The organism is uncultured Allofournierella sp. (assembly GCA_944382705.1).
Taxonomy (GTDB): Bacteria; Bacillota; Clostridia; order Oscillospirales; family Ruminococcaceae; genus Allofournierella.
In genome coordinates, this window is record CALWNE010000044.1 from 68,408 (window position 1) to 88,547 (window position 20,140).

Sequence of the window (20,140 nt, forward strand, 5' to 3'; positions counted from 1 at the left end):
GGGTTTTTGTGGATTGCACAAATCCTTTACAGGTTTGCAGAATGGCGGTGGATTATGGAAATTTGGTTGACAGCAGGCACAAAGGCGTGTAATATGAAAACAGTTTTCAAATTGGAGGAGCGCAGATGCAGCCCAAGCAAGCCTACAAAACCAAGCAGGGAGAAGAACTGCTTGCCTACCTGAAAAGTATGCCTGGCCGCCACAGGACGGTGGCGGAGATACGGGCTTATTTTGCCCGGCAGGGGCGCAGCATTGGCACCGCAACCATCTACCGGCATCTGGAACGGCTGGTGGAGCAGGGGCTGGTGGACAAGTACATCATTGATGCCAACAGCCCCGCCTGTTTTGCCTACACCGGCCACCAGAACCGGGAGCAGTGCGGCCAGCATTTCCATTGCAAGTGCGAAAAATGCGGCGTGCTGATTCATCTGGAATGCGAACAGCTGGCCGAGATTGCCCGGCATGTGCTGGAGCACCACGGCTTTGCGGTGGACCCCCGGCGCACGGTGCTGTACGGCCTGTGCCAGGATTGCCGCACCGGCCAGACTTTGCCGGAGCCTTGCCATTGCAGCTGCTGCCATCACACAAAAGGAGAAACCCATGAAGTTTAAAAAGAATTTGACTGCATTTGCCGCCGCTGCACTTGCCGCAGCCACTGCCTTGACCGGCTGCACCGGTGGAGCAGCCCCTTCTCAGACTGCATCCCAAAACAGCGGTGATTCGGCTCAGCTGAACATTGTGACCACGATTTTTCCGGAATATGACTGGGTACGGCAGATTTTGGGCGAGAATGCCCAGGCCCAGGTAACCCTGCTGGCAAAAGACGGGGTGGATATGCACAGCTACCAGCCCAGCGCAGCGGATATGCGCACCATTGCCGACTGCGACCTGCTGATTTATGTAGGAGGCACCTCTGACGCATGGGTGGAGGAGGCATTGGCCAACCAGGCAAACCCGAATCGCAAGGTGCTCAACCTGATGGAGGTTTTGGGTGACCGGGTAAAAACCGAGGAGCTGGTGGAGGGCATGGAGCCAGAGAGTCACGACCATAGTCATGACCATGAAGAAGAGGAGCATGACGACCACGACCATGAGGAGCATGAGGCAGTGGAGCATGACCATGACCATGAGGAAGTGGCAGAGGAAGCGGATGAGCACATCTGGCTGTCCTTAAAAAATGCACAAATCCTGTGCAAAGCCATTCAGGAGGCTCTGGCGCAGCTGGACCCCGACCACGCAGCGGACTATCAGCAGAATTTGGACCGCTACAATGCCCAGCTGGCCCAGCTGGATGAGGCTTACCAGCAGGCAGTGGACGGTGCCGCCTGCAAGACGCTGCTGTTTGGCGACCGGTTCCCCTTCCGCTATCTGGTGGATGATTATGGCCTGGAGTACTACGCAGCTTTTGCAGGCTGCTCTGCCGAGACGGAAGCCAGCTTTGCTACGGTGGCATTTTTGGCCCAGAAGGTGGATGAATTGCAGCTGCCCTGCGTACTGACCATTGACGGGGCCCAGCATAAAATTGCCCAGACAGTGGTGGACAGCACCACCCAAAAGAACCAGCAGGTGCTGAGTTTGAACTCCATGCAGTCGGTGGGAAGTAAGCAGATAGAGCAGGGCGCAAGCTATCTGAGCATTATGGAAGAAAATTTGCAGGTACTCAAGCAGGCACTGGCCTGACCTGACTTAGACAAAAGGAGCGTGCATGGTGGCACAACTCGTTGCAAAAGACCTTTGCCTTGGTTATGAGGGCAAGGCCATTTTAAAGGATTTAAATTTTACCGTACAGGCAGGGGACTGCCTGTGCATCTTGGGCGAAAATGGTGCAGGCAAAAGCACCCTGATGAAAACCCTGTTGGGGCTGCACCCTGCCATGGGCGGCAGCATTGAGATGGGGGACGGCATGAAGGCCGGAGACATTGGCTATCTGCCTCAGCAGACAGCGGTACAGCGGGATTTTCCTGCCTCGGTGTGGGAGATTGTGTTGTCCGGCTGCCAGGGCCGCTGCGGGCTGCGTCCCTTTTACAACAAGGCAGAAAAGCAGCTGGCTGCCCAGAACCTGAAAAAGATGGGGGCAGAGCATCTGGCCCGCCGCTGCTACCGGGAGCTTTCCGGCGGTCAGCAGCAGCGGGTGCTGCTGGCACGGGCCTTGTGCGCCACCCAAAAGCTACTGCTGCTGGACGAGCCTGTTTCCGGCCTGGACCCCAGCGCTGCGGCAGATTTGTACCAGTTGATTCAGCAGGTAAACCGGGAAGGCGTGACCGTGGTGATGATCTCCCACGATCTGGATGCTGCCCTGGAATGCGCCAGCCATGTGCTGCATCTGGGCAAACAGGTGTTTTTTGGCACCCGGCAGGAGTATCTTGCCAGCGGTATGGCCCAGAATTTTGCGGACCGGAAGGAGGGCCGATGAATGGAATGGATGACCCAGTTGAGCCAGTACATGGCCTATCCCTTTGTGCGGTATGCGCTGATTGTGGGGGTGCTGATTGCCCTGTGTTCCTCCCTGATTGGGGTAACGCTGGTGCTGAAACGGTTTTCGTTTATTGGCGATGGCCTTTCCCACACGGCCTTTGGTGCCATTGCCATTGCTTCGGTGATGAACCTTACCAATGAAATGCTGTTTGTGCTGCCGGTAACCATTTTGTGTGCGGTACTGCTGCTGCGCACCAGCCAGAATGCCAAAATCAAGGGCGATGCGGCGGTAGCCATGATTTCGGTGGGTTCGCTGGCCATTGGCTACCTGCTGATGAACCTGTTTTCCACCTCTACCAATCTTTCGGGGGATGTGTGTACCACCCTGTTTGGTTCCACCTCCATCCTGACGCTGACCCTTACAGAGGTGTGGCTGTGCGCCGGTCTTTCGGTGGCGGTGGTGCTGATTTTTGTGCTGTTTTATAACAAAATCTTTGCCGTTACCTTTGACGAAACCTTTGCAAAATCCTCTGGTGTTCATGCCGGGGCCTATAACCTGCTGCTGGCGGTGGTGATTGCTGTTATCATTGTGCTGGCCATGAATCTGGTGGGCTCGCTGCTGATTTCCGCCCTGGTGATTTTTCCGGCCCTTTCGGCCATGCGGCTGTTCAAAAGCTTTCGGGCGGTTACCATCTGCTCGGCGGTGCTGGGCGTGGTGAGTGCCTTTGTGGGCATTGTGATTTCCATTTTGGCCGGTACCCCGGTGGGCTCTACCATTGTGGCGGTGGACATTGCTGTGTTTGGCCTGTGCTGGCTGGTGAGCCTGGCAGCAGGAAGGAGCCGGGCATGAAGCGGCTGATGCAGGGCTTTGCTGCGGTTTTGGCGGTGGCCTTGCTGGCCGGATGTGGTTCGGCCAAGTCTAGCCAAAGCAGCGCTGCCTTGGCCACCCCCACCCCCACTGCCAGCCCCGAACCGGTGCCGGAGCTTTGGAACCAGCCCAGCCAATCCCCGGCGGAGCAGAGCACCCCGGATGGGGTGGATGTGGACCTGGTGGGACTGAGCAGCACCGTGCTGTACGGCGAGATGTTCAATATTATGATGCTGCCGGACGAGTACACAGGCAAGACCATTCGGGTGATGGGGCAATTTACCGTATACGACGATTTGGCCCCTGACAGGCTGATGTTTACCGTAATGGTTGCGGATGCCCTGGCCTGCTGCCAGCAAGGTATGGAATTTGTGTGGGACGAAGGGGTTTACCCGGAGGATTACCCAGAACCGGGCACCCTGGTAACGGTGACCGGCGTATACGAAAGCTACCAAAGTGAATATGGCCAGAGTTACCGGCTGAAAGCCACCCAGGTGGAATGGTAGTCAGCTGCGTTTTACGGCCACAAAAATTACCGGGCTGTGTCGCAAAAAAACCGTGAAAACGACTGGCGCAGCCCGGTGATTTTTTTTATAATAGAACACACGACCGATGCAGGCCGGGCTTTTGCCCGGCCTGTTGATTCTACCCTGGGCAGAGCTGTGCCGGGGGAATTGTTCTGCCCACAGGGCAGAAAGGAGGAGCCATCATGTCCACGCTGTTTGAACAGCTGAAACCAACCAACGAATACAAGCGACTGCGCCAGGCACTGGAACATCCGGGTGTAACGGCCCTGTTCGGTATGCCTCCGGTGGGTCATGCGCAGCTGCTGGCCCAGCTGGCACAGGATTTGCAGCGGCCGGTGCTGGTGGTAACGGCAGGAGAGGGGCAGGCTACCCGGTTTGCCCAGGACCTGGAAGCCTTTGGCCTGCCGGCAGCGGTCTTTCCGGCCAGAGATTTTATGCTCCGGCCTCTGGAGGGAGCCGGGCGGGAATATGAGTACCGGCGGCTTTCAGTGCTGGGGGATTTGGTGGCTGGCCGAATCCGGGCGGTATGCGTTTCGGAAGAAGCACTGCTGCAATACACGGTGCCCAAACAAGAATTTTGCGCCAAGACCTTTACCCTGCGCCCCGGCATGACCATGCCGGTAAAGGAACTTACCGCCCGGCTGCTGGCGGCGGGATACCACCGGCGCAGCCAGGTGGAAGGGCCGGGACAATTCAGCGTGCGGGGCGGTATTGTGGATATCTTTTCCTCCGATGGAAAAGTGCCCGTCCGGGCGGAGTTCTGGGGCGATGAAATCGACACCATGGCCTCCTTTGATGTGCTGAGCCAGCGGCGGGACGAGCCGGTGGAAAAGCTGCACATCTCCCCTGCAAGGGAGGTGCTGTTTGGGGATGCAGAGCAGACGGCAGCTGCTTTGCGCCAGGCACTGGGAAACTGCACCGGTCCCCGGCGCAAAGCCATGGAGCAGGCCATGGAGCAGGACTTGCAGCAGCTGGATGCAGGCATTGTGCCCCAGGCACTGGATAAGTACCTGGGCATCCGCTATCCCCAGCCTGCCACCCTTTTGGACTATCTGGATGAGCCGCTGCTTGTGCTGGAGGAGGTAAGTTCCATCCGGGAGGCCCACAAGGCCACCCAGTTCCGCCGGGAGGAGGAGATAAAGGGTCTGTTTGAGGCCGGGGTACTCTGCCCGGGGCTGGATGTACTGTACCAGCAGACGGCCTGGCTCTGGAAGGAAGCGGAGCACCAGCGCACCCTGTGCTGCGAAAACTTTGCCCGCAGCCTGCCGGATTTGAAGCTGAAAGAAATTGTGAATGCACCGGCCCATGCCCACCCTCCCTTCAGCGGAGAGCTGGCAAGCCTGATGGAGGATTTAAAGCCGCTGGTGGATCAGGGTTGGTGCGTGGAGCTGCTGGCGGGTACCCCCCGTGCAGCGGCTGCTCTGGCCAAGGACCTGGCGGCAAAAGGCTTTGCGGCCACTGCGGCCAAGGATGTGCGGCCAGGGGCGGGCATTGTGGCGGTGCGGCCCGGCCACACCAGCGCCGGTGCGGAGTACCCCTTTGCACGGTATGCCCTGCTGACCAGCCGCAAGGCAGGCCAGGCCGACCCGGCCAAGAAGCCCCGCCCCAAAAACAAGAACGCCCTTTCCAGCCTGACGGACATAAAGCCCGGCGACTATGTGGTACACCAGAACCACGGCATTGGTATGTACACCGGCATCCAGCGGCTGGAGGTACAGGGAGTGGTGAAGGATTACCTGAAAATCAGCTACGACAAGGGGGACACCCTGTATGTGCCGGTAACGCAGCTGGATTTGCTGAGCCGTTACACCGCCCCCGGCGATGCGGAAAAGGTGAAATTGGCAAAGCTGGGCGGTGCGGAGTGGAACCGCACCCGCCGCAAGGTAAAGGCAGCGGCGGCAGAGATGGCCCAGGAGCTGATTCAGCTGTATGCCCAGCGCCGCCAGGCAAAGGGCTTTGCCTTCCCGGAGGACGGGGACTGGCAGCGGGATTTTGAAACCCGGTTTGAATACGATGAAACCGGCGACCAGCTAAAAGCGGCGGCAGAAATCAAACAGGATATGGAAAAAGCCTGGCCCATGGACCGGCTGCTCTGCGGCGATGTGGGTGTGGGCAAAACCGAGGTGGCCCTGCGGGCGGCCTTCAAGTGCATTATGGGGGGCAAGCAGTGCGCCATTCTGGCCCCCACCACCCTGCTGGCCTGGCAGCATTACAACGGACTGATGGCCCGCATGGAGGCATTCCCTGTGAAAGCCGGGCTTTTGAGCCGTTTTAGAACCCCCACTCAGCAGAAGGAAACCATCCGTGGCCTGAAGGAGGGCACCGTGGATGTGGTGGTGGGCACCCACCGGATTTTGAGCAGCGATGTAAAGTTTAAGGATCTGGGCCTGGTCATCATCGACGAGGAGCAGCGGTTTGGCGTAAAGCACAAGGAAAAACTCAAGGAGTCCTTTATTGGGGTGGATATGCTCACCCTTTCGGCCACGCCCATCCCCCGAACACTGAACATGGCCATGAGCGGCATCCGGGATATGAGCACCATCGAGGAGCCGCCGGTGGAGCGCCAGCCCATTGAAACCTATGTGATGGAGTTTGACGCAAACATTGTGGCCGAGGCCATCCGCAAGGAGCTGGCCCGGGGCGGCCAAGTGTACTATCTCCACAACCGGGTGGAGACCATTGACCTGTGCGCAGCCCAGGTGGCCCAGATGGCACCGGGGGCACGGATTGCCACCGCCCACGGTAAGATGACCGAGGAGCAGCTCTCCCAGGTTTGGCAGCAACTGCTGGATGGGGACATTGATATTTTGGTTTGCACCACCCTGATTGAAACCGGCGTGGATGTGCGCAACTGCAACACCCTGATTATTGAGGATTCTGACCGGATGGGTTTGGCCCAGCTGTACCAGATCCGGGGCCGGGTGGGCCGTTCCGGCCGAAAAGCCTACGCCTACTTTACCTTCCGGCGGGATAAGGTGCTCACCGATGTGGCAGCCAAGCGGCTTTCGGCCATCCGGGAATTTACCAGCTTTGGTTCCGGCTTCCGCATTGCCATGCGGGACTTGCAGATTCGGGGTGCAGGCAGCCTGCTGGGGCAGAGCCAGCACGGGCACATGGAGGCCGTGGGCTATGAGCTGTATGTAAAGATTTTGAATAACGCCATTGCCATGGCCAAGGGAGAACCTGCCGCACCGGACAAGAGCGAGTGTTTGCTGGACATTGCGGTGGATGCTTACATCCCAGAGCGGTACATTGAGGAAGCAGCCGGGCGCATTGAGGCTTACAAGCGCATTGCCGCCATCCAAACCCAGGAGGATGCGCAGGATGTGCTGGACGAACTGATTGACCGCTACGGCGATGTACCTGCCAGCGTGGCGGGCCTTGTGGATATTTCGCTGGTGCGTGTGAAGGCAGCCCAGGCAGCTATTTATGAGATTGGCCAGAAGAAAGACCAGCTGATTTTGTATTCGGATGGGTACACCGCCTCCCGCATTAAGCAGGCCATGGCGGCACTGCCCGGCAGGGTCAAGCTGGATGCAGGGGCAAAGCCCTATCTGGCAGTGCGCCTTACCGGCAAGGAAAAATCCCTGGAGGTACTCAAAGAAGTGCTGGATGCCCTGGGCCCTGCACCCCAGGAGGCGCTGCGCACCATGGCTTGAACCAGAGAACCGGAAAAGGCCATAAATTTGACCAATCAGAAAACTTTTGTGTTCGTTCATACATTCTTCATATGGTTCGGGTATGCTAAGAAAGAACCATACTGCCCAAAATGCAGCTGCCCCCTGCCCCCAGCAGGTGGGCCATGCTGGATGGAAGGGAGAAAAGGCGGAGAGAATTTATGAAAAAAACAGGGCCAAAGCCCCCAAAAAGAGCGATTATTTACTACTATACAGGTGCATTGCTTTTGCTGCTGTTCATCAATGCGCTGGCCCTGCCCGGTTTTTTGACCGGACGGGTGGAGCAGGTGAGCTACAACCAGTTTGTGACCGCACTGGAAAACCAAAAGGTTATTGCAGTGGAGGAGGACACAAGCAAGGGCGTGATTGCCTACAAAGCCATGGACGAAAACGGCAAGGAGCGCATTTACCAAACGGCCTGGGTGAATGACCCGGACCGGGTGGAGCGTCTGCTGGATGCCACCGGCCCGGATGGCAAGGCGGTGGAGTTCAGTGGTGTGACCCCCACCCAGACTTCCCCGTTGATACGGATGCTGTTCAGCCTGGTGATTCCGGTGCTGCTGATGGTGGCCCTGGGCCAGATTTTGAGCCGCACTGTGATGAAGCGGATGGGCGGCCCCGGTGCCATGAGCTTTGGCAAGTCCAACGCCAAGGTGTATGTGGAGGCGCAAACCGGCAAGACTTTTGCCGATGTGGCCGGGCAGGATGAAGCTAAGGAAGCCTTGCAGGAGATTGTGGACTTTTTGCACAACCCCAAAAAATACAACAGCATTGGCGCCACTCTGCCCAAGGGTGCTTTGCTGGTGGGCCCTCCGGGCACCGGCAAAACCTTGCTGGCTAAAGCAGTGGCCGGTGAGGCCGGCGTGCCGTTTTTTAGCATTGCAGGCAGCGAGTTTGTGGAAATGTTTGTGGGTATGGGCGCAGCCCGTGTGCGTGACCTGTTTAAGCAGGCGGCGGAAAAGGCACCCTGCATTGTGTTTATTGATGAGATTGATACCATTGGCAAAAGCCGGGACAATGCAGCCGGTGTGAGCGGCGGCAACGATGAGCGTGAGCAAACCTTGAACCAGCTGCTTACCGAGATGGATGGGTTTGACGGCAGCAAGGGGGTCATCATTCTGGCGGCCACCAACCGGCCCGAAACCCTGGACAAAGCCCTGCTGCGGCCCGGTCGGTTTGACCGGCGCATCCCGGTGGAGCTGCCGGACCTGGAGGGCCGCACCGCCATTTTGAAGGTACACGCCAAAAAAGTGCTGGTGGACGAAAAGGTGGATTTTACGGCCATTGCCCGTGCCACCAGCGGCGCCAGCGGTGCCGAGCTGGCCAACATGGTAAACGAGGCGGCTCTGCGGGCAGTAAAACACAACCGGCGCATTGTGAACCAGGAGGACCTGATGGAAGCGGTGGAAACGGTAATTGCCGGGTACCAGCGCAAAAACAAGGTGCTCAGCCCTCGGGAAAAGCGGATTGTGGCCTACCACGAGATTGGCCATGCGCTGGTAGCGGCCAAGCAGAGCCACAGCGCACCGGTGACCAAAATTACCATTGTGCCCCGCACCAGCGGTGCTTTGGGTTACACCTTGCAGGTGCCGGAAGAGGAAACCAACCTGCTGAGCCGGGAGGAGGCGTTTAATAAGATTGCCACCTACACCGGCGGCCGTGCGGCCGAGGAGCTGATTTTTGGCAGCTGCACCAGCGGTGCTTCCAACGATATTGAGCAGGCAACCCGTCTGGCCCGCAGCATGGTGACCCGCATGGGTATGAGCCGCCAGTTTGACATGATGGCTCTGGCTACCATCAACAACCAGTACCTGGGTGGAGATGCATCCCTGGCTTGCAGCGAAGGCACCGCCCAGAAGGTGGATGAGGAAGTACTGGAGCTGATTAAGAGCGCCCATGCCAAGGCCATGGAGATTTTAAAGGACAATGTGGATAAGCTGCACCAGCTTTCGGCATTTTTGATGGAACGAGAAAGCATTACCGGCGAGGAATTCATGGAGATTTTGAACCGGGAGCCGGAGCCGGGCAGCTTGGCACAAAATTAAAACAACCTAAATAACAGCCGCACCAGCCGGGCAGAGAACAAGGATTCTCTGCCCGGTTTTTTGCTGCATTCACCAAATCTTCACTTTTTCAACGGAAGGCACTCACAAACTGCTGGTATACTAAGCCAAACATTACCATTGCAACGAGGAGGAACTGCATTGTATGAGTAAGGAAACAAAGGTTTCGGCTGGGAAGTTGCGGATTTTGGCCGGACACAAAAAGCTGGTGGCGGTGGTGCTGGTGCTGGCACTGGCTGCCGGCGGCTGATTTGTGTGGAAAAGCAGGGCTCGTGCCATGCCCACTGTAACAAAAACCAGCTATGTGCGCACCGTGACCTTGAGCAAAGGTTCGTTGGAGGACTCCATCAGTGCCACCGGCACGGTGCAAAGCGATGAGCTTTCCAGCGTGACTACCTCTTTGAAATACACCGTAAAGGAAGTAAATGTACAGGTAGGTGACACGGTACAGGCGGGAGATGTTATCTGCACTCTGGATACAGAAAGTTTAGAAAAAAGTATTGCAAAGGCAAAGGAAACCTTAGCTGAAAATCAGGAAAAAGCCCTGAAAAATTACCAAAAGGCCCAGGATTCCGTCACTGAGGCCCAGGCACAGTACAGCGAGGCGCTGGAGACCTTGAATCAGGCTCAGACAACCCTGGACAGCGCACAGACAGCCTACGATCAGGCAGCGGCAAAAATCAGTACCTTCCAAAGCAAGGCAGATGCAGCGGATGCCGCCCAGCAGGAAAAACTGGCGGCTTGGAACCAGGCAGTTCAAACGGTGGATGAGCGCCAGAATGAATACAATGCAGCCTATGCAGAGTGGGATGCAAACCAGCAGCAGGAGGATTTGCTGACCAAGCGGGATGAAGCGTACACCCGCTTGCAGCAGGCCCAGACCGATGCAGAAAATGCACAAAAGGCCTATGAGCAGGCAAAGCAGGAGTATCAGCAGCAGGCCATGAGCCTGACCGAAGCCCAGAATTCCGTGGGATTCAATGGGCTGGAACAGGCTTTGCAGCAGGCGAAAACTGCCAAGGAACAGGCGGAAACAGCCTGTGAGCAGGCACTGAAAACCGCCGAAAATGCCGAGGATACCCGTGCGGAAGCCTTGGAGACTTACAATAAATCCGGCGAGAGCGATGAGCTGGAGGATTTGCAGGAACAGCTGGAGGAGTGCACCCTCAAGGCAGAAACCAGCGGTAAGGTAACGGCACTGAATGCCACCGTTGGCAGCAGCATTGAAGGGGTGGCTGCCACCATCCAGAACCCGGATAAACTGAAAATTTCCATCAGCATTGCGGAGTACGACATTGAGAGCGTACAGGTTGGCATGAGTGCCCGCATTACCAGCGATGTGATGGACGGCGAGGTGGCCGGTACCCTGACCCAGATTTCTCCCACTGCTACCGGCGGCGGTTCTTCCTCCTCCACCTTTGCGGCAGAGGTAACGGTGGACGATGCAAACAGCGGCTTGCTGATTGGCACCAATGCAAAGGTGGAAATTATGGTTTCCACCACCGAAGATGTGTTTACAGTGCCGCTGGATGCTGTGGAGGAGCAGGAAGACGGTACCTATGTGATTTATGTGCAGCAGGGCCAAAGTGACGGCGAACAGGTGTTTGAGCCGGTAACAGTTACCCTGGGCCAGCAGAATGACTATTACACCGAAATTTCCGGTGTGGAGCTGAGCGAAGGCCTGGTGGTACGGGCTAGTGCCAACCAGGAAGAAGCCACCGAAACCACTGATTCGCCTATGATGGGCGGCGGCATGATGGGCGGCATGGAGTTTGGCGCAACAATGCCTGGTGATATGGCCAGCGGTGGCATGGGCGGCAATCGTGGCGGCAATGCACAAGGCGGCGGCCAGGGCGGCGCTCCCGGAATGGGGGGCTGACCGGCATGAAACGCCCAATCATTGAAATGAATGGCATCGTAAAAACCTATAACATAGGCCAGCCCAACGAGCTGGAAATCTTGCATGGCATTGATTTGACGGTATATGAAGGGGATTTTGTTGCCATTGTGGGTGAATCCGGCAGCGGCAAATCCACCCTGATGAATATCATTGGAGCGCTGGACCGGGCTACCAAAGGGTCCTATCTGCTGGACGGAGTGGACATTGGCGCAGCACGGGATAAAGAGCTTTCCACCATTCGCAACCAGAAAATTGGGTTTGTGTTCCAGACCTTTAATCTGATTGGCCGAACCAGTGCTCTTAAAAATGTGGAGCTGCCCATGTTGTATGCAGGCGTTCCAGCCCGCCAGCGCACCCAGCGAGCCAGAGAGCTTTTGGCTATGGTGCAGATGGACGGACGGGAAAAGCATCAGCCCAACGAGCTTTCCGGCGGGCAGAAACAGCGAGTGGCCATTGCCCGCGCCCTGGTCAACCAGCCGGCACTGCTGCTGGCCGACGAGCCCACCGGCGCTTTGGATTCGGCCACCAGCCGCACCGTGATGGATATTTTTCACCAGCTGCACCGGCAGGGCATGACCATTGTGCTGATTACCCACAGCCAGGAGCTGGCAGAGGAATGTGAACGGATTTTGACCCTGCGAGATGGTCAGTTCATTGGAGAGCGAAAGGGGGTGGGCCGCCGTGCAGATGTTTGACAATGTGGACATGGCCTTTGCCAGCCTGTGGGCCAACAAGATGCGTGCCCTGCTTACCGTGTTGGGTATCATCATTGGCATTGGCTCCGTGATTGCCATTGTGACGGTGGGTGATTCCCTGACCGGTTCTTTGACCGACAGTATGCAGAGCTTTGGCGTGAACAACATCACCGTGAGCCTGCAGCAAAAAAGCTCCGATGACAGCAGCCAGGGCAATGTGCGGATGTTCGGCCCTTCCAGCCCCTCCGCAGAGGATTTGATAACCGATGCCATGATTGAGGAATACAAGCAGGGCTATGGAGACCAGGTGTCTGCCATTATCCTGACCCAGTCGGTGGGCACCGCTCAGGTGCAGCAGGAAAGTACCACGGTAAGTGCCACCATGGAAGGCGTCAATGCCGATTATGCAGCGGCCAACGACTTAACCCTGCTTCACGGCCGCTTCATTAAAGATGAGGACGACCAGCGGCAGGTGGCTGTGGTATCCGACCTGTTTTGTGAAAGCGTGTTTGGAACCAGCGGCGCTTCGGTGCTGGGGCAATCCTTTGAAGTGACCGTAAACAACCAGCTGTTCAAGTTTTATGTGGCCGGTGTGTACGAATACGAGGAGGATGGTTATGTAAGCCTGACCGGGTCCGACCCGGTGACCGAGATGTTCGTTCCGCTGCAAACCGCCCGGAAGCTGGCCTCTGCCAATCAGGGTTACCAGAGCTTTACGGTGGTGGCGGTACCCGGTGCCGATACCCAAACCTTGCTGAGCAATACTAAAAGTTTTTTTGCCAGCTTTTATACCCGCAATGAAAGCTATACGGTAACGGCCACCAGCATGGAGAGTATGCTGGAGACCATGACCAGCATGATGGCCACGGTGCAGCTGGCCATCAGTGCCATTGCGGCCATCAGCCTGCTGGTGGGCGGTATTGGCGTAATGAACATTATGCTGGTGAGCATCACCGAGCGTACCCGTGAAATCGGCACCCGCAAAGCGCTGGGTGCGCCGGGGCTGGCCATCCGGGTGCAGTTTATCACCGAGGCGGTGGTTATCTGTGCCGTTGGCGGCATCCTGGGTGTAATGTTAGGTGTGGGCCTGGGAGCGTTGGGGGCAACCCTCATGGGGTATGCGGCCCGGCCCAGTATCTCGGCCATTTTGCTGGCGGTGGGCTTTTCCATGGCGATTGGTGTATTTTTTGGTTACTATCCGGCCAACAAAGCCGCCAAGCTGGACCCCATCGAGGCATTGCGCTATGAATAACCTGCAAAGCGTGCAGTTTGCTTTTAAAAGGCACGGCCCCTTTGGGCCGTGCCTTTTTGCTGCGATTTCGCCCAGGATTGACAAATTGGCCCGGCGGGGTGTATGCTGTACAAAAATCACAGATACCTGGCCCTTGGCCCGGCAGAAGGAGAGAGCGAAATGAGCAGTACCATTGGCTTTATTGGAGTGGGGAACATGGGTGGTGCACTGGCCCGGGCGGCCTGCCGCTGGAATGCCCAGCAGGTGGTGATCACCAGCCGCAGCCTCCAGAAGGTACAGGAGTTGAAAGACCAGCTGGGCTGCCGGATGGCTCAGGATAACCAGGCGCTGGCGGCCGGTGCCAAGTTTATTGTGCTGGGTGTAAAGCCCCATCAGATGGGCCAGCTGTTGCAGGAGCTGGCACCGGTACTGAAGCAGCGCAGGGATCGGTACATTCTGGTAAGCATGGCCGCAGGTGTTACCCTGGCAACACTGGCCAGCCAGCTGGGCATGGAGGCACCCATTTTGCGGATTATGCCCAACACCCCCAGTTCCATTGGCAAGGGAATGATTTTGTACACACCCAATCAGCTGGTACAGCCTGAGGAGGTGGAGGAGTTCTGCCAAATCATGGCCACGGCGGGCCGGCTGGATGCGTTGGAGGAAAGCCAGATGGATGCCGCCAGTGCGCTGGCAGGCTGCGGCCCGGCTTTTGCTTACCTGTTTTTGGAGGCACTGGCCGATGGAGCAGTGGCCTGTGGTCTGCCCCGGGCAAAGGCCATGGAGTATGCAGCACAGACCCTGGCCGGTGCTGCGGATATGGTGCTGGAAACCGGCAGTCATCCGGGCCAGCTAAAAGATGCAGTATGCAGCCCCGGCGGCAGCACCATTCAGGGTGTGCGTGCGCTGGAGGAGCGGGGGATGCGGGCGGCTGCCATGAATGCTGTAATCGCCAGCTACGAAAAAAACAAGGAGCTGGGCAAACAATGATGGAACAGAGAGATATCCGGCTGGTAGGGTTGGATTTGGATGGTACCGTGCTGGACAGCAACAAGCAGATTAGTGCCCGCACCCTGCAAACCATCGCCCGGGCCAATGCTCAGGGCTGCCTGGTGATTCCCGCCACGGGCCGCCCGCTGGCGGCGGTGCCCAAAGCATTTTTGGAGATTCCCGGCGTGGATTATGCGGTAACCTCCAATGGCGCTACCATAGTGGAAACGGCCACCGGAAATATCATTCAGAAAACATGGCTTACGGTGGAGCAGGTGCAGCAGGTGCGCCGCTTGGTGGAGGGGCTTTATCTGGTGTGGGATGTGTTTGTGGAAGGCCAAGGATACACCCAGCAAAAGGACCTGGACTGTGTAGCCCAGTGGGCGCCCAAAGGCATGGAGGGCTATCTGGCCAAGACCCGCAAGCCGGTGGAGGATATGGAGGAATTTATTGGCCGGCAGGTAGGGTTTGAAAAATGCAACCTGTTTTTTGACGATGAGGCAAAACGAAGCAAGGCCCGCCAGCTGATTGAGCAGCTGGGCTGCTATACGGTGGTATCCAGCACCGAAAGCAACCTGGAAATCAGTGCACCGGGAGCGGACAAGGGAACGGCTCTGTTGGCATTGGGCCGTAAGCTGGGCATTGCCCCTCAGCAGGTGATGGCCTGCGGCGACTCTGAAAACGATGCCGCCATGCTGCAGGCAGTGGGCTTGAGTGTTGCCATGGGCAATGCGCCGGAGTCCATCCGTCAGCTGGCCCATACGGTAACGGACACCAACGACCGAGGCGGTGTAGCTAAAGCCTTGGAGCGTTATGTGCTGAGACTGTAAGCTTGCAAAACAATTTACTTACAAAAGGAAGTGCCGAAACCCGGTGCTTCCTTTTTTATTTTTGATAAAATTCAAGGAAAATAGGGCCGGGTTGTAATTTGTTCATGTTCCTGTGGTACCCTAAAAGTATAATCGTTTGCAGCATACGGGCAGTACGGCTCTTTAGGAAAGGAAGTGTACCCATGAACGAACAAATTTTTTACGGCGGTCATATTCTCACCATGGACGAAGCCTGTCTGCGTCCCCAGGCGGTACTGGTGCGTCAGGGGCGCATTGACGGGGTGGGGGATTTGGATGCATTGAAAGCTCAGGCTCCCCAGGCTGAGCTGCTGGACTTGAAAGGAGCAGCGTTGCTGCCCGGTTTTATTGATGGCCACAGCCATATTGTGCAATACAGCAGCACCTTGCAGTTTGCCAGCCTTGCGGGCACGGCAAGCCAGCAGGAAATTGCCCAGCGGTTGCAGGAGTTTGTGGAAAAAGAAAACCGCGGCCCCGAAGAAATGATTATTGGGTTTGGATACGACAACAATGATCTGCCGGGGGCAGAGCATCCCACCCGCCAATGGCTGGATGCAGCTCTGCCGGGGCGCCGGGTGATGGTTTGCCACGCCAGCGGACACATGGGCTGTGTAAACACCCGGGTGCTGGAAGAGTTGGGCATCACCGCCCAGACTCCTGACCCCCAGGGTGGAAGAATCGGCAGAGACGACCAGGGGCAGCCCAACGGCTACCTGGAAGAAACGGCCTTTACCCTCCAGGCGGCACAGGCCCTGGGGCAGACCCAAAGCGATAACAGCCAGGGGCTGCTTTGCAAGGCTCAGCAGGTATATTTTGGTTACGGCATTACTACCGCTCAGGATGGTTTGCTGAAGGACTATGAATATTCGGTGCTGAGTACAGCCGCTGAGAGCGGTGCACTGAAGCTGGATGTGGTGGGGTATGCGGACATCCGCAAGCACAGCGATCTGCCAGCAAAACATCCGGAATACGATGGGGTTTATAAGGGGCATTTTAAAATCGGCGGTTACAAGCTGTTTTTGGACGGAAGCCCCCAGGGGCGTACCGCCTGGGTAAGCCAGCCTTACCAAAACGGCCCGGCGGACTACCGGGGCTACCCGGTGTACACCGACCAGCAGGTGCGGGACTATGTGGAGCAGGCCCGGCAGGCGGGCAAGCAGCTTTTGTGCCATTGCAATGGAGATGCGGCGGCCCAGCAGTTTTTGGATGCGCACGAGCAGCCCAGCCAGCACCGGGATGTGATGATTCACGCCCAGCTGCTGCGGCCGGACCAGCTGCCTTTGCTCAAGCAAAAGAACATCATGCCCAGCTTTTTTGTGGCCCACACCTGGTATTGGGGAGATGTGCACTGCAAAAACTTTGGTCAGGAGCGGGCAAGCCAGATTAGCCCGGCCCGCACTGCTCAGGAGCTGGGCATCCCGTTTACTTTTCATATGGACAGCCCGGTGCTGGCGCCCGATTGCATCGACAGTTTGTTTTGTGCGGTCAATCGGGTTACCCGAAGCGGCCGTCGGCTGGGAGATGCACAGGCCATCACCGCCTATGAGGCTTTGAAAGCGCTCACGGTGTATGGGGCTTACCAGTACCATGAGGAGGACCAAAAGGGAACGATTACTCCCGGCAAGCGGGCGGATTTGGTGGTGCTCAGTGCAGACCCCACCCAGGTGGAACCCAGCCAGCTGCGAAGCATCCGGGTGCTGGCAACCTACAAGGATGGCCAGCAGGTATTTTGCGCTGAACAATAAGCGGATTAAAAAATGGCCCAGCCGGTGCAGAAAGCCGGCTGGGCCATAAAATTGGATTTAAAGATGGGTAGGGGAGCTGCGGCGGTAGATTTGCTGTACCAGCCGGCCTACCAGCAATACTAAAAATACTTCCAGCGGAAGCATAAGCAGATTTTTGCCAATGCGCAGGGGCAGGGTGGCCAGCTGAAACGCCTTGCCATAGTATAAGTAAAGCCAGAAGCTATTGAGCAGAATGTTCAACAGCACATTGATGGTGAGTTTGGCAGCCAATACCCGATACCACCGCAGGGGCTTTTGGTAAAGGGCAACGCCCCAGATTAACCCGGCCAGAATGGCAGTGATGGTAAAACCGGGAAAATAGGCACCGCCGCCGTTGTTCAGCAGCCAGCCCACAAAATCGCTGGCCGCCCCAGCGGTCATGGCAGTAATGGGGCCGAACAGCATACCCACCATGGCAAGGGCCACAAAGCCAAGGCTGATGCGCAGCTGGGGGGTAAGCTGGATGCGAATGTTGAGAGCGTCCAGCGTTAGGTTAAGCGCCACCAGCAGGGCGGTGAGGGCCAGCGTGCGGGGATGATGAAACTGCCGGGCAGACTGGCGAAAGCATTGCGTAAGGGATGAAAACATAAAGAAAACCTCCTTTTATGGTGCAATGCCGCACAAAAGGAGGAAAGAACATTCAGCATGGGGCCGACCCCGGGCAGGGCAAACCAAACCACGATGCTTGTCTCCCCTGCGGTTTATGCAGCAGCGGGATGCAAAACCTGCACCGCAGAACCCTGCAAGGGATTCTTTCGTCCGGCCCGCAACTCCCCGTCGGGCTGGCACTTGACGCACAGGTTTTTACTCTGCAAGGTCTATTATACCCCCACTTAGCGCTAGCAACAAGTGCAATTTATCACACTGCTGCTGCAAAAGAGTAGAAAAAGTTTGAAAAATCCACTTGCAGGGTATAAAATAAGAGTAATAAGCCCGGTTTGTGAAATCGGGCAGTAAAGGAGAGAATAGAAAATGCAGTATTGCAAGTTTGGCGATATGAACTACCAGCGTCCGGATGTGGACAAGGTTCTGGAGGCTTACCAGATGCTTACCGCAAAAGCCCAGCAGGCACAGGACGGCGAACAGCTGGTGCAGGTATTTGCAGAGCACAGAAAGTTGGATGACGATTACAGCACCGCTGCCCGACTGGCACGGATTCGGTACACCTTGAATACCCGGGATGAATTCTACACCGCAGAAAACGATTTTTTTGATGCCCATGACCCTGCTGTGGAAAATGCCCGGCTGAACCTGTATCGTGCTATTTTGAGCAGCCCCCATAAAGCAGCGTTGGCAGACAAGTACGGCGAAATTCTGCTGGAAAAGATGGAGGTGGCCGCTGCCAGCTCCAATGAGGAACTGCTGGAGCTGATGCAGGAGGAAAATGCGTTGGCCAGCCGTTACCAAAAGCTCTACGCTGGTGCACAGGTGGAGTTTGATGGTAAAACCCTCACCCTGCCGGAGCTGGGCCCTTACAAACAGAGTTTGGACGGGGCAGTGCGTAAGGCTGCCTTTGAGGCAGAGGGAAAGTTCTTTGACAGCCATCAAGAAGAACTGGACGAAATCTACACCCGCATGATTGAAAACCGCAACGCCCAGGCCCGCAAGCTGGGATATGACAACTATGTACCCCTGTCTTATCTGCGAATGGGCCGCCTTGGCTACAACGAGCAGGATGTAAAGAGTTTTCGGGATCAGGTGGCGCAGTCGGTTACTCCGCTGGCCTACAAAGCCATGCAGGCTCAGTTTGAGCGCATTGGTGTAAAGGATGCAAAATTCTACGATATCACCGTTAGCTTTGTGGATGGAAACCCCACTCCCAAGGGCAACGACAAGGAACTGCTGCAAAAGGCAGTGGATATGTACCGGGAGCTTAGCCCCGAAACCGCAGAATTTATTGATTTCATGACCGAAAGTGAGCTGTTCGACCTGGTAAGCCGTCCCGGCAAAGCACCCGGCGGCTACTGCGAGACCATTCCTGGTTACGGTGCTCCCTTTGTGTTCTCCAACTTCAATGGCACTGCCGGCGATGTGGATGTGCTCACCCACGAAGCAGGTCACGCATTCCAGGCATGGGTTGCGGCTCAGCAGGGAATGTGCCAGGAACTGGCCAGCCCCGGCTTGGAAAGCTGTGAGATTCACAGTATGTCTATGGAGTTCCTCACCAGCCCCTGGCATGAGCTGTTCTTTAAGGAGGATACCGCAAAATATGCTGTATCCCATGCACAGGATGCCCTCACCTTTTTGCCCTACGGCTGTATGGTGGATGAGTTCCAGCATGTTGTGTACAGCCAGCCTCAGCTGACTGCACAGGAGCGCAATCAGGTGTGGTTGGAGCTGGAGAAAAAATACCGGCCCTGGATTGATTTTGATGGCCTGCCCTTCTACAGCCGTGGTGCAGGTTGGCAGCGGCAGCTGCACATTTACCAGCACGCCTTCTATTACATTGATTACTGCCTGGCACAGATGGTGTCTTTGCAATTCTTTGCAGCCCACCTGAAAGACCCCAAGGATGCATGGCAGCGTTACCTGGCTTTGGTACAGAAGGGCGGAAGCGACACCTACGGCGGTTTGGTGAAAGCGGCCGGCTTTACAGTGCCTTTTGAGGAAGGGGCTATTGCTCCTGTAGCTCAGCAGGTGTATGACTGGGTAATGGAGCAGAGCAAAAATCTGTAAACAGAAAGTTTGAGATTTTTGAATTAAAACAGGAGTTTGGCTTTAAATCCGTTTCGGTGTGTTTTGCGCACCGAAACGGATTGTTTTTTTAAGAGCTGAACAAGGAAAAAAGTTCTTATATACATATTATAAGCAAAAAGAGAGTTTGAAGGAGTTTTAAAAAAATGCGAAAAAGATTGAAAAAAAGGTGTTGACTTATGGGTACGGAATGTGATATTATAACTGAGCCGCAGATAATGCGGTTGTCGCTGAAAAGCTGAATAAAAAATCTTGAAAAAAGTACTTGACAAAGCACTGAAGGCGAGATATAATAAACAAGCTATCTCGCAAGAGAAAAGCGACCAGGACCTTGAAAATTGAACAATATCAAGAAGCTTGAACGGAACCTTAATTGTGATGGAAAATCACATTAAACAATTCCAAAAAACAAGTAATTCGTGGATGCAAGCGTATTGTATCTGAGAAA

Annotated in this window: 15 protein-coding genes and 1 riboswitch; of the genes, 14 read left to right on the forward strand and 1 reads right to left on the reverse strand. The window is 56.2% G+C overall.

Features of this window, described 5'->3' with window-relative positions:
* The first annotated feature begins 125 nt into the window (after positions 1–125).
* The 13 genes from ACH2EM_RS06695 to ACH2EM_RS06755 all read left to right on the forward strand — a co-directional run bounded on the left by ACH2EM_RS06695 (position 126) and on the right by ACH2EM_RS06755 (position 16,959).
* Complete coding sequence (locus ACH2EM_RS06695; RefSeq protein WP_395151359.1) at positions 126–611, forward strand: Fur family transcriptional regulator; 486 nt, start codon at positions 126–128, stop codon at positions 609–611.
* A complete protein-coding gene (locus ACH2EM_RS06700; RefSeq protein WP_395151360.1) occupies positions 601–1,680 on the forward strand; it encodes a metal ABC transporter substrate-binding protein in 1,080 nt (359 codons plus the stop codon). Before ACH2EM_RS06695 ends, ACH2EM_RS06700 begins: the two co-directional genes overlap by 11 nt.
* 28 nt (positions 1,681–1,708) lie before the next feature.
* Positions 1,709–2,413: a metal ABC transporter ATP-binding protein gene (locus ACH2EM_RS06705; RefSeq protein ID WP_395151373.1), complete on the forward strand. Its 705-nt coding sequence runs from the start codon at positions 1,709–1,711 to the stop codon at positions 2,411–2,413.
* Positions 2,414–3,265, forward strand: a complete 852-nt coding sequence (locus ACH2EM_RS06710) for a metal ABC transporter permease (RefSeq protein ID WP_395151361.1) — start codon at positions 2,414–2,416, stop codon at positions 3,263–3,265.
* Positions 3,262–3,789 carry a hypothetical protein gene (locus ACH2EM_RS06715; protein ID WP_395151362.1) on the forward strand — a complete coding sequence of 176 codons (528 nt, stop codon included), beginning with the start codon at positions 3,262–3,264 and terminating at the stop codon, positions 3,787–3,789. Before ACH2EM_RS06710 ends, ACH2EM_RS06715 begins: the two co-directional genes overlap by 4 nt.
* Positions 3,790–3,992: 203 nt before the next feature.
* Entirely contained in the window at positions 3,993–7,469 is a 3,477-nt protein-coding gene (gene mfd, locus ACH2EM_RS06720; RefSeq protein WP_395151363.1) for a transcription-repair coupling factor, read from the forward strand.
* Positions 7,470–7,648: 179 nt separating this feature from the next.
* Positions 7,649–9,532: an ATP-dependent zinc metalloprotease FtsH gene (gene ftsH, locus ACH2EM_RS06725; protein ID WP_395151364.1), complete on the forward strand. Its 1,884-nt coding sequence runs from the start codon at positions 7,649–7,651 to the stop codon at positions 9,530–9,532.
* A gap of 295 nt (positions 9,533–9,827) precedes the next feature.
* Positions 9,828–11,429, forward strand: a complete 1,602-nt coding sequence (locus ACH2EM_RS06730; protein WP_395151365.1) for an HlyD family efflux transporter periplasmic adaptor subunit — start codon at positions 9,828–9,830, stop codon at positions 11,427–11,429.
* A gap of 5 nt (positions 11,430–11,434) precedes the next feature.
* The gene (locus tag ACH2EM_RS06735) at positions 11,435–12,145 is read left to right on the forward strand and encodes an ABC transporter ATP-binding protein (protein ID WP_395151366.1); all 711 of its coding nucleotides are present in this window, start codon (positions 11,435–11,437) and stop codon (positions 12,143–12,145) included.
* Positions 12,138–13,397, forward strand: coding sequence for an ABC transporter permease (locus ACH2EM_RS06740; RefSeq protein ID WP_395151374.1), 1,260 nt, complete (start codon positions 12,138–12,140; stop codon positions 13,395–13,397). Before ACH2EM_RS06735 ends, ACH2EM_RS06740 begins: the two co-directional genes overlap by 8 nt.
* Before the next feature lie 159 nt (positions 13,398–13,556).
* Complete coding sequence (gene proC, locus ACH2EM_RS06745; RefSeq protein WP_395151367.1) at positions 13,557–14,366, forward strand: pyrroline-5-carboxylate reductase; 810 nt, start codon at positions 13,557–13,559, stop codon at positions 14,364–14,366.
* Positions 14,363–15,196 (forward strand): Cof-type HAD-IIB family hydrolase, encoded by an 834-nt coding sequence (locus tag ACH2EM_RS06750; RefSeq protein WP_395151368.1) that lies wholly within the window; start codon positions 14,363–14,365, stop codon positions 15,194–15,196. The genes proC and ACH2EM_RS06750 overlap by 4 nt, the downstream gene beginning before the upstream one ends.
* A 182-nt stretch (positions 15,197–15,378) precedes the next feature.
* Complete coding sequence (locus ACH2EM_RS06755; RefSeq protein WP_395151369.1) at positions 15,379–16,959, forward strand: amidohydrolase; 1,581 nt, start codon at positions 15,379–15,381, stop codon at positions 16,957–16,959.
* 57 nt (positions 16,960–17,016) lie between these two features.
* On the opposite strand, the gene ACH2EM_RS06760 is transcribed toward ACH2EM_RS06755, so the two are convergent.
* Complete coding sequence (locus tag ACH2EM_RS06760) at positions 17,017–17,586, reverse strand: folate family ECF transporter S component (RefSeq protein WP_395151370.1); 570 nt, start codon at positions 17,584–17,586, stop codon at positions 17,017–17,019.
* A gap of 119 nt (positions 17,587–17,705) precedes the next feature.
* Positions 17,706–17,812: riboswitch (THF riboswitch) on the reverse strand.
* 158 nt (positions 17,813–17,970) lie between these two features.
* Between ACH2EM_RS06760 and ACH2EM_RS06765 the strand changes: the two genes are divergently transcribed.
* Positions 17,971–19,674: a M3 family oligoendopeptidase gene (locus ACH2EM_RS06765; RefSeq protein ID WP_395151371.1), complete on the forward strand. Its 1,704-nt coding sequence runs from the start codon at positions 17,971–17,973 to the stop codon at positions 19,672–19,674.
* Positions 19,675–20,140: the final 466 nt, after the last annotated feature.

Bases quoted from the DNA above. Each gene is read 5' to 3' on its own strand.
- ACH2EM_RS06695 (WP_395151359.1), top strand. From the start codon at position 126: ATGCAGCCCAAGCAAGCCTACAAAACCAAGCAGGGAGAAGAACTGCTT.
- ACH2EM_RS06700 (WP_395151360.1), top strand. From the start codon at position 601: ATGAAGTTTAAAAAGAATTTGACTGCATTTGCCGCCGCTGCACTTGCC.
- ACH2EM_RS06710 (WP_395151361.1), top strand. From the start codon at position 2,414: ATGGAATGGATGACCCAGTTGAGCCAGTACATGGCCTATCCCTTTGTG.
- ACH2EM_RS06715 (WP_395151362.1), top strand. From the start codon at position 3,262: ATGAAGCGGCTGATGCAGGGCTTTGCTGCGGTTTTGGCGGTGGCCTTG.
- mfd (WP_395151363.1), top strand. From the start codon at position 3,993: ATGTCCACGCTGTTTGAACAGCTGAAACCAACCAACGAATACAAGCGA.
- ftsH (WP_395151364.1), top strand. From the start codon at position 7,649: ATGAAAAAAACAGGGCCAAAGCCCCCAAAAAGAGCGATTATTTACTAC.
- ACH2EM_RS06730 (WP_395151365.1), top strand. From the start codon at position 9,828: ATGCCCACTGTAACAAAAACCAGCTATGTGCGCACCGTGACCTTGAGC.
- ACH2EM_RS06735 (WP_395151366.1), top strand. From the start codon at position 11,435: ATGAAACGCCCAATCATTGAAATGAATGGCATCGTAAAAACCTATAAC.
- ACH2EM_RS06740 (WP_395151374.1), top strand. From the start codon at position 12,138: ATGTTTGACAATGTGGACATGGCCTTTGCCAGCCTGTGGGCCAACAAG.
- proC (WP_395151367.1), top strand. From the start codon at position 13,557: ATGAGCAGTACCATTGGCTTTATTGGAGTGGGGAACATGGGTGGTGCA.
- ACH2EM_RS06750 (WP_395151368.1), top strand. From the start codon at position 14,363: ATGATGGAACAGAGAGATATCCGGCTGGTAGGGTTGGATTTGGATGGT.
- ACH2EM_RS06755 (WP_395151369.1), top strand. From the start codon at position 15,379: ATGAACGAACAAATTTTTTACGGCGGTCATATTCTCACCATGGACGAA.
- ACH2EM_RS06760 (WP_395151370.1), bottom strand. From the start codon at position 17,586: ATGTTTTCATCCCTTACGCAATGCTTTCGCCAGTCTGCCCGGCAGTTT.
- ACH2EM_RS06765 (WP_395151371.1), top strand. From the start codon at position 17,971: ATGCAGTATTGCAAGTTTGGCGATATGAACTACCAGCGTCCGGATGTG.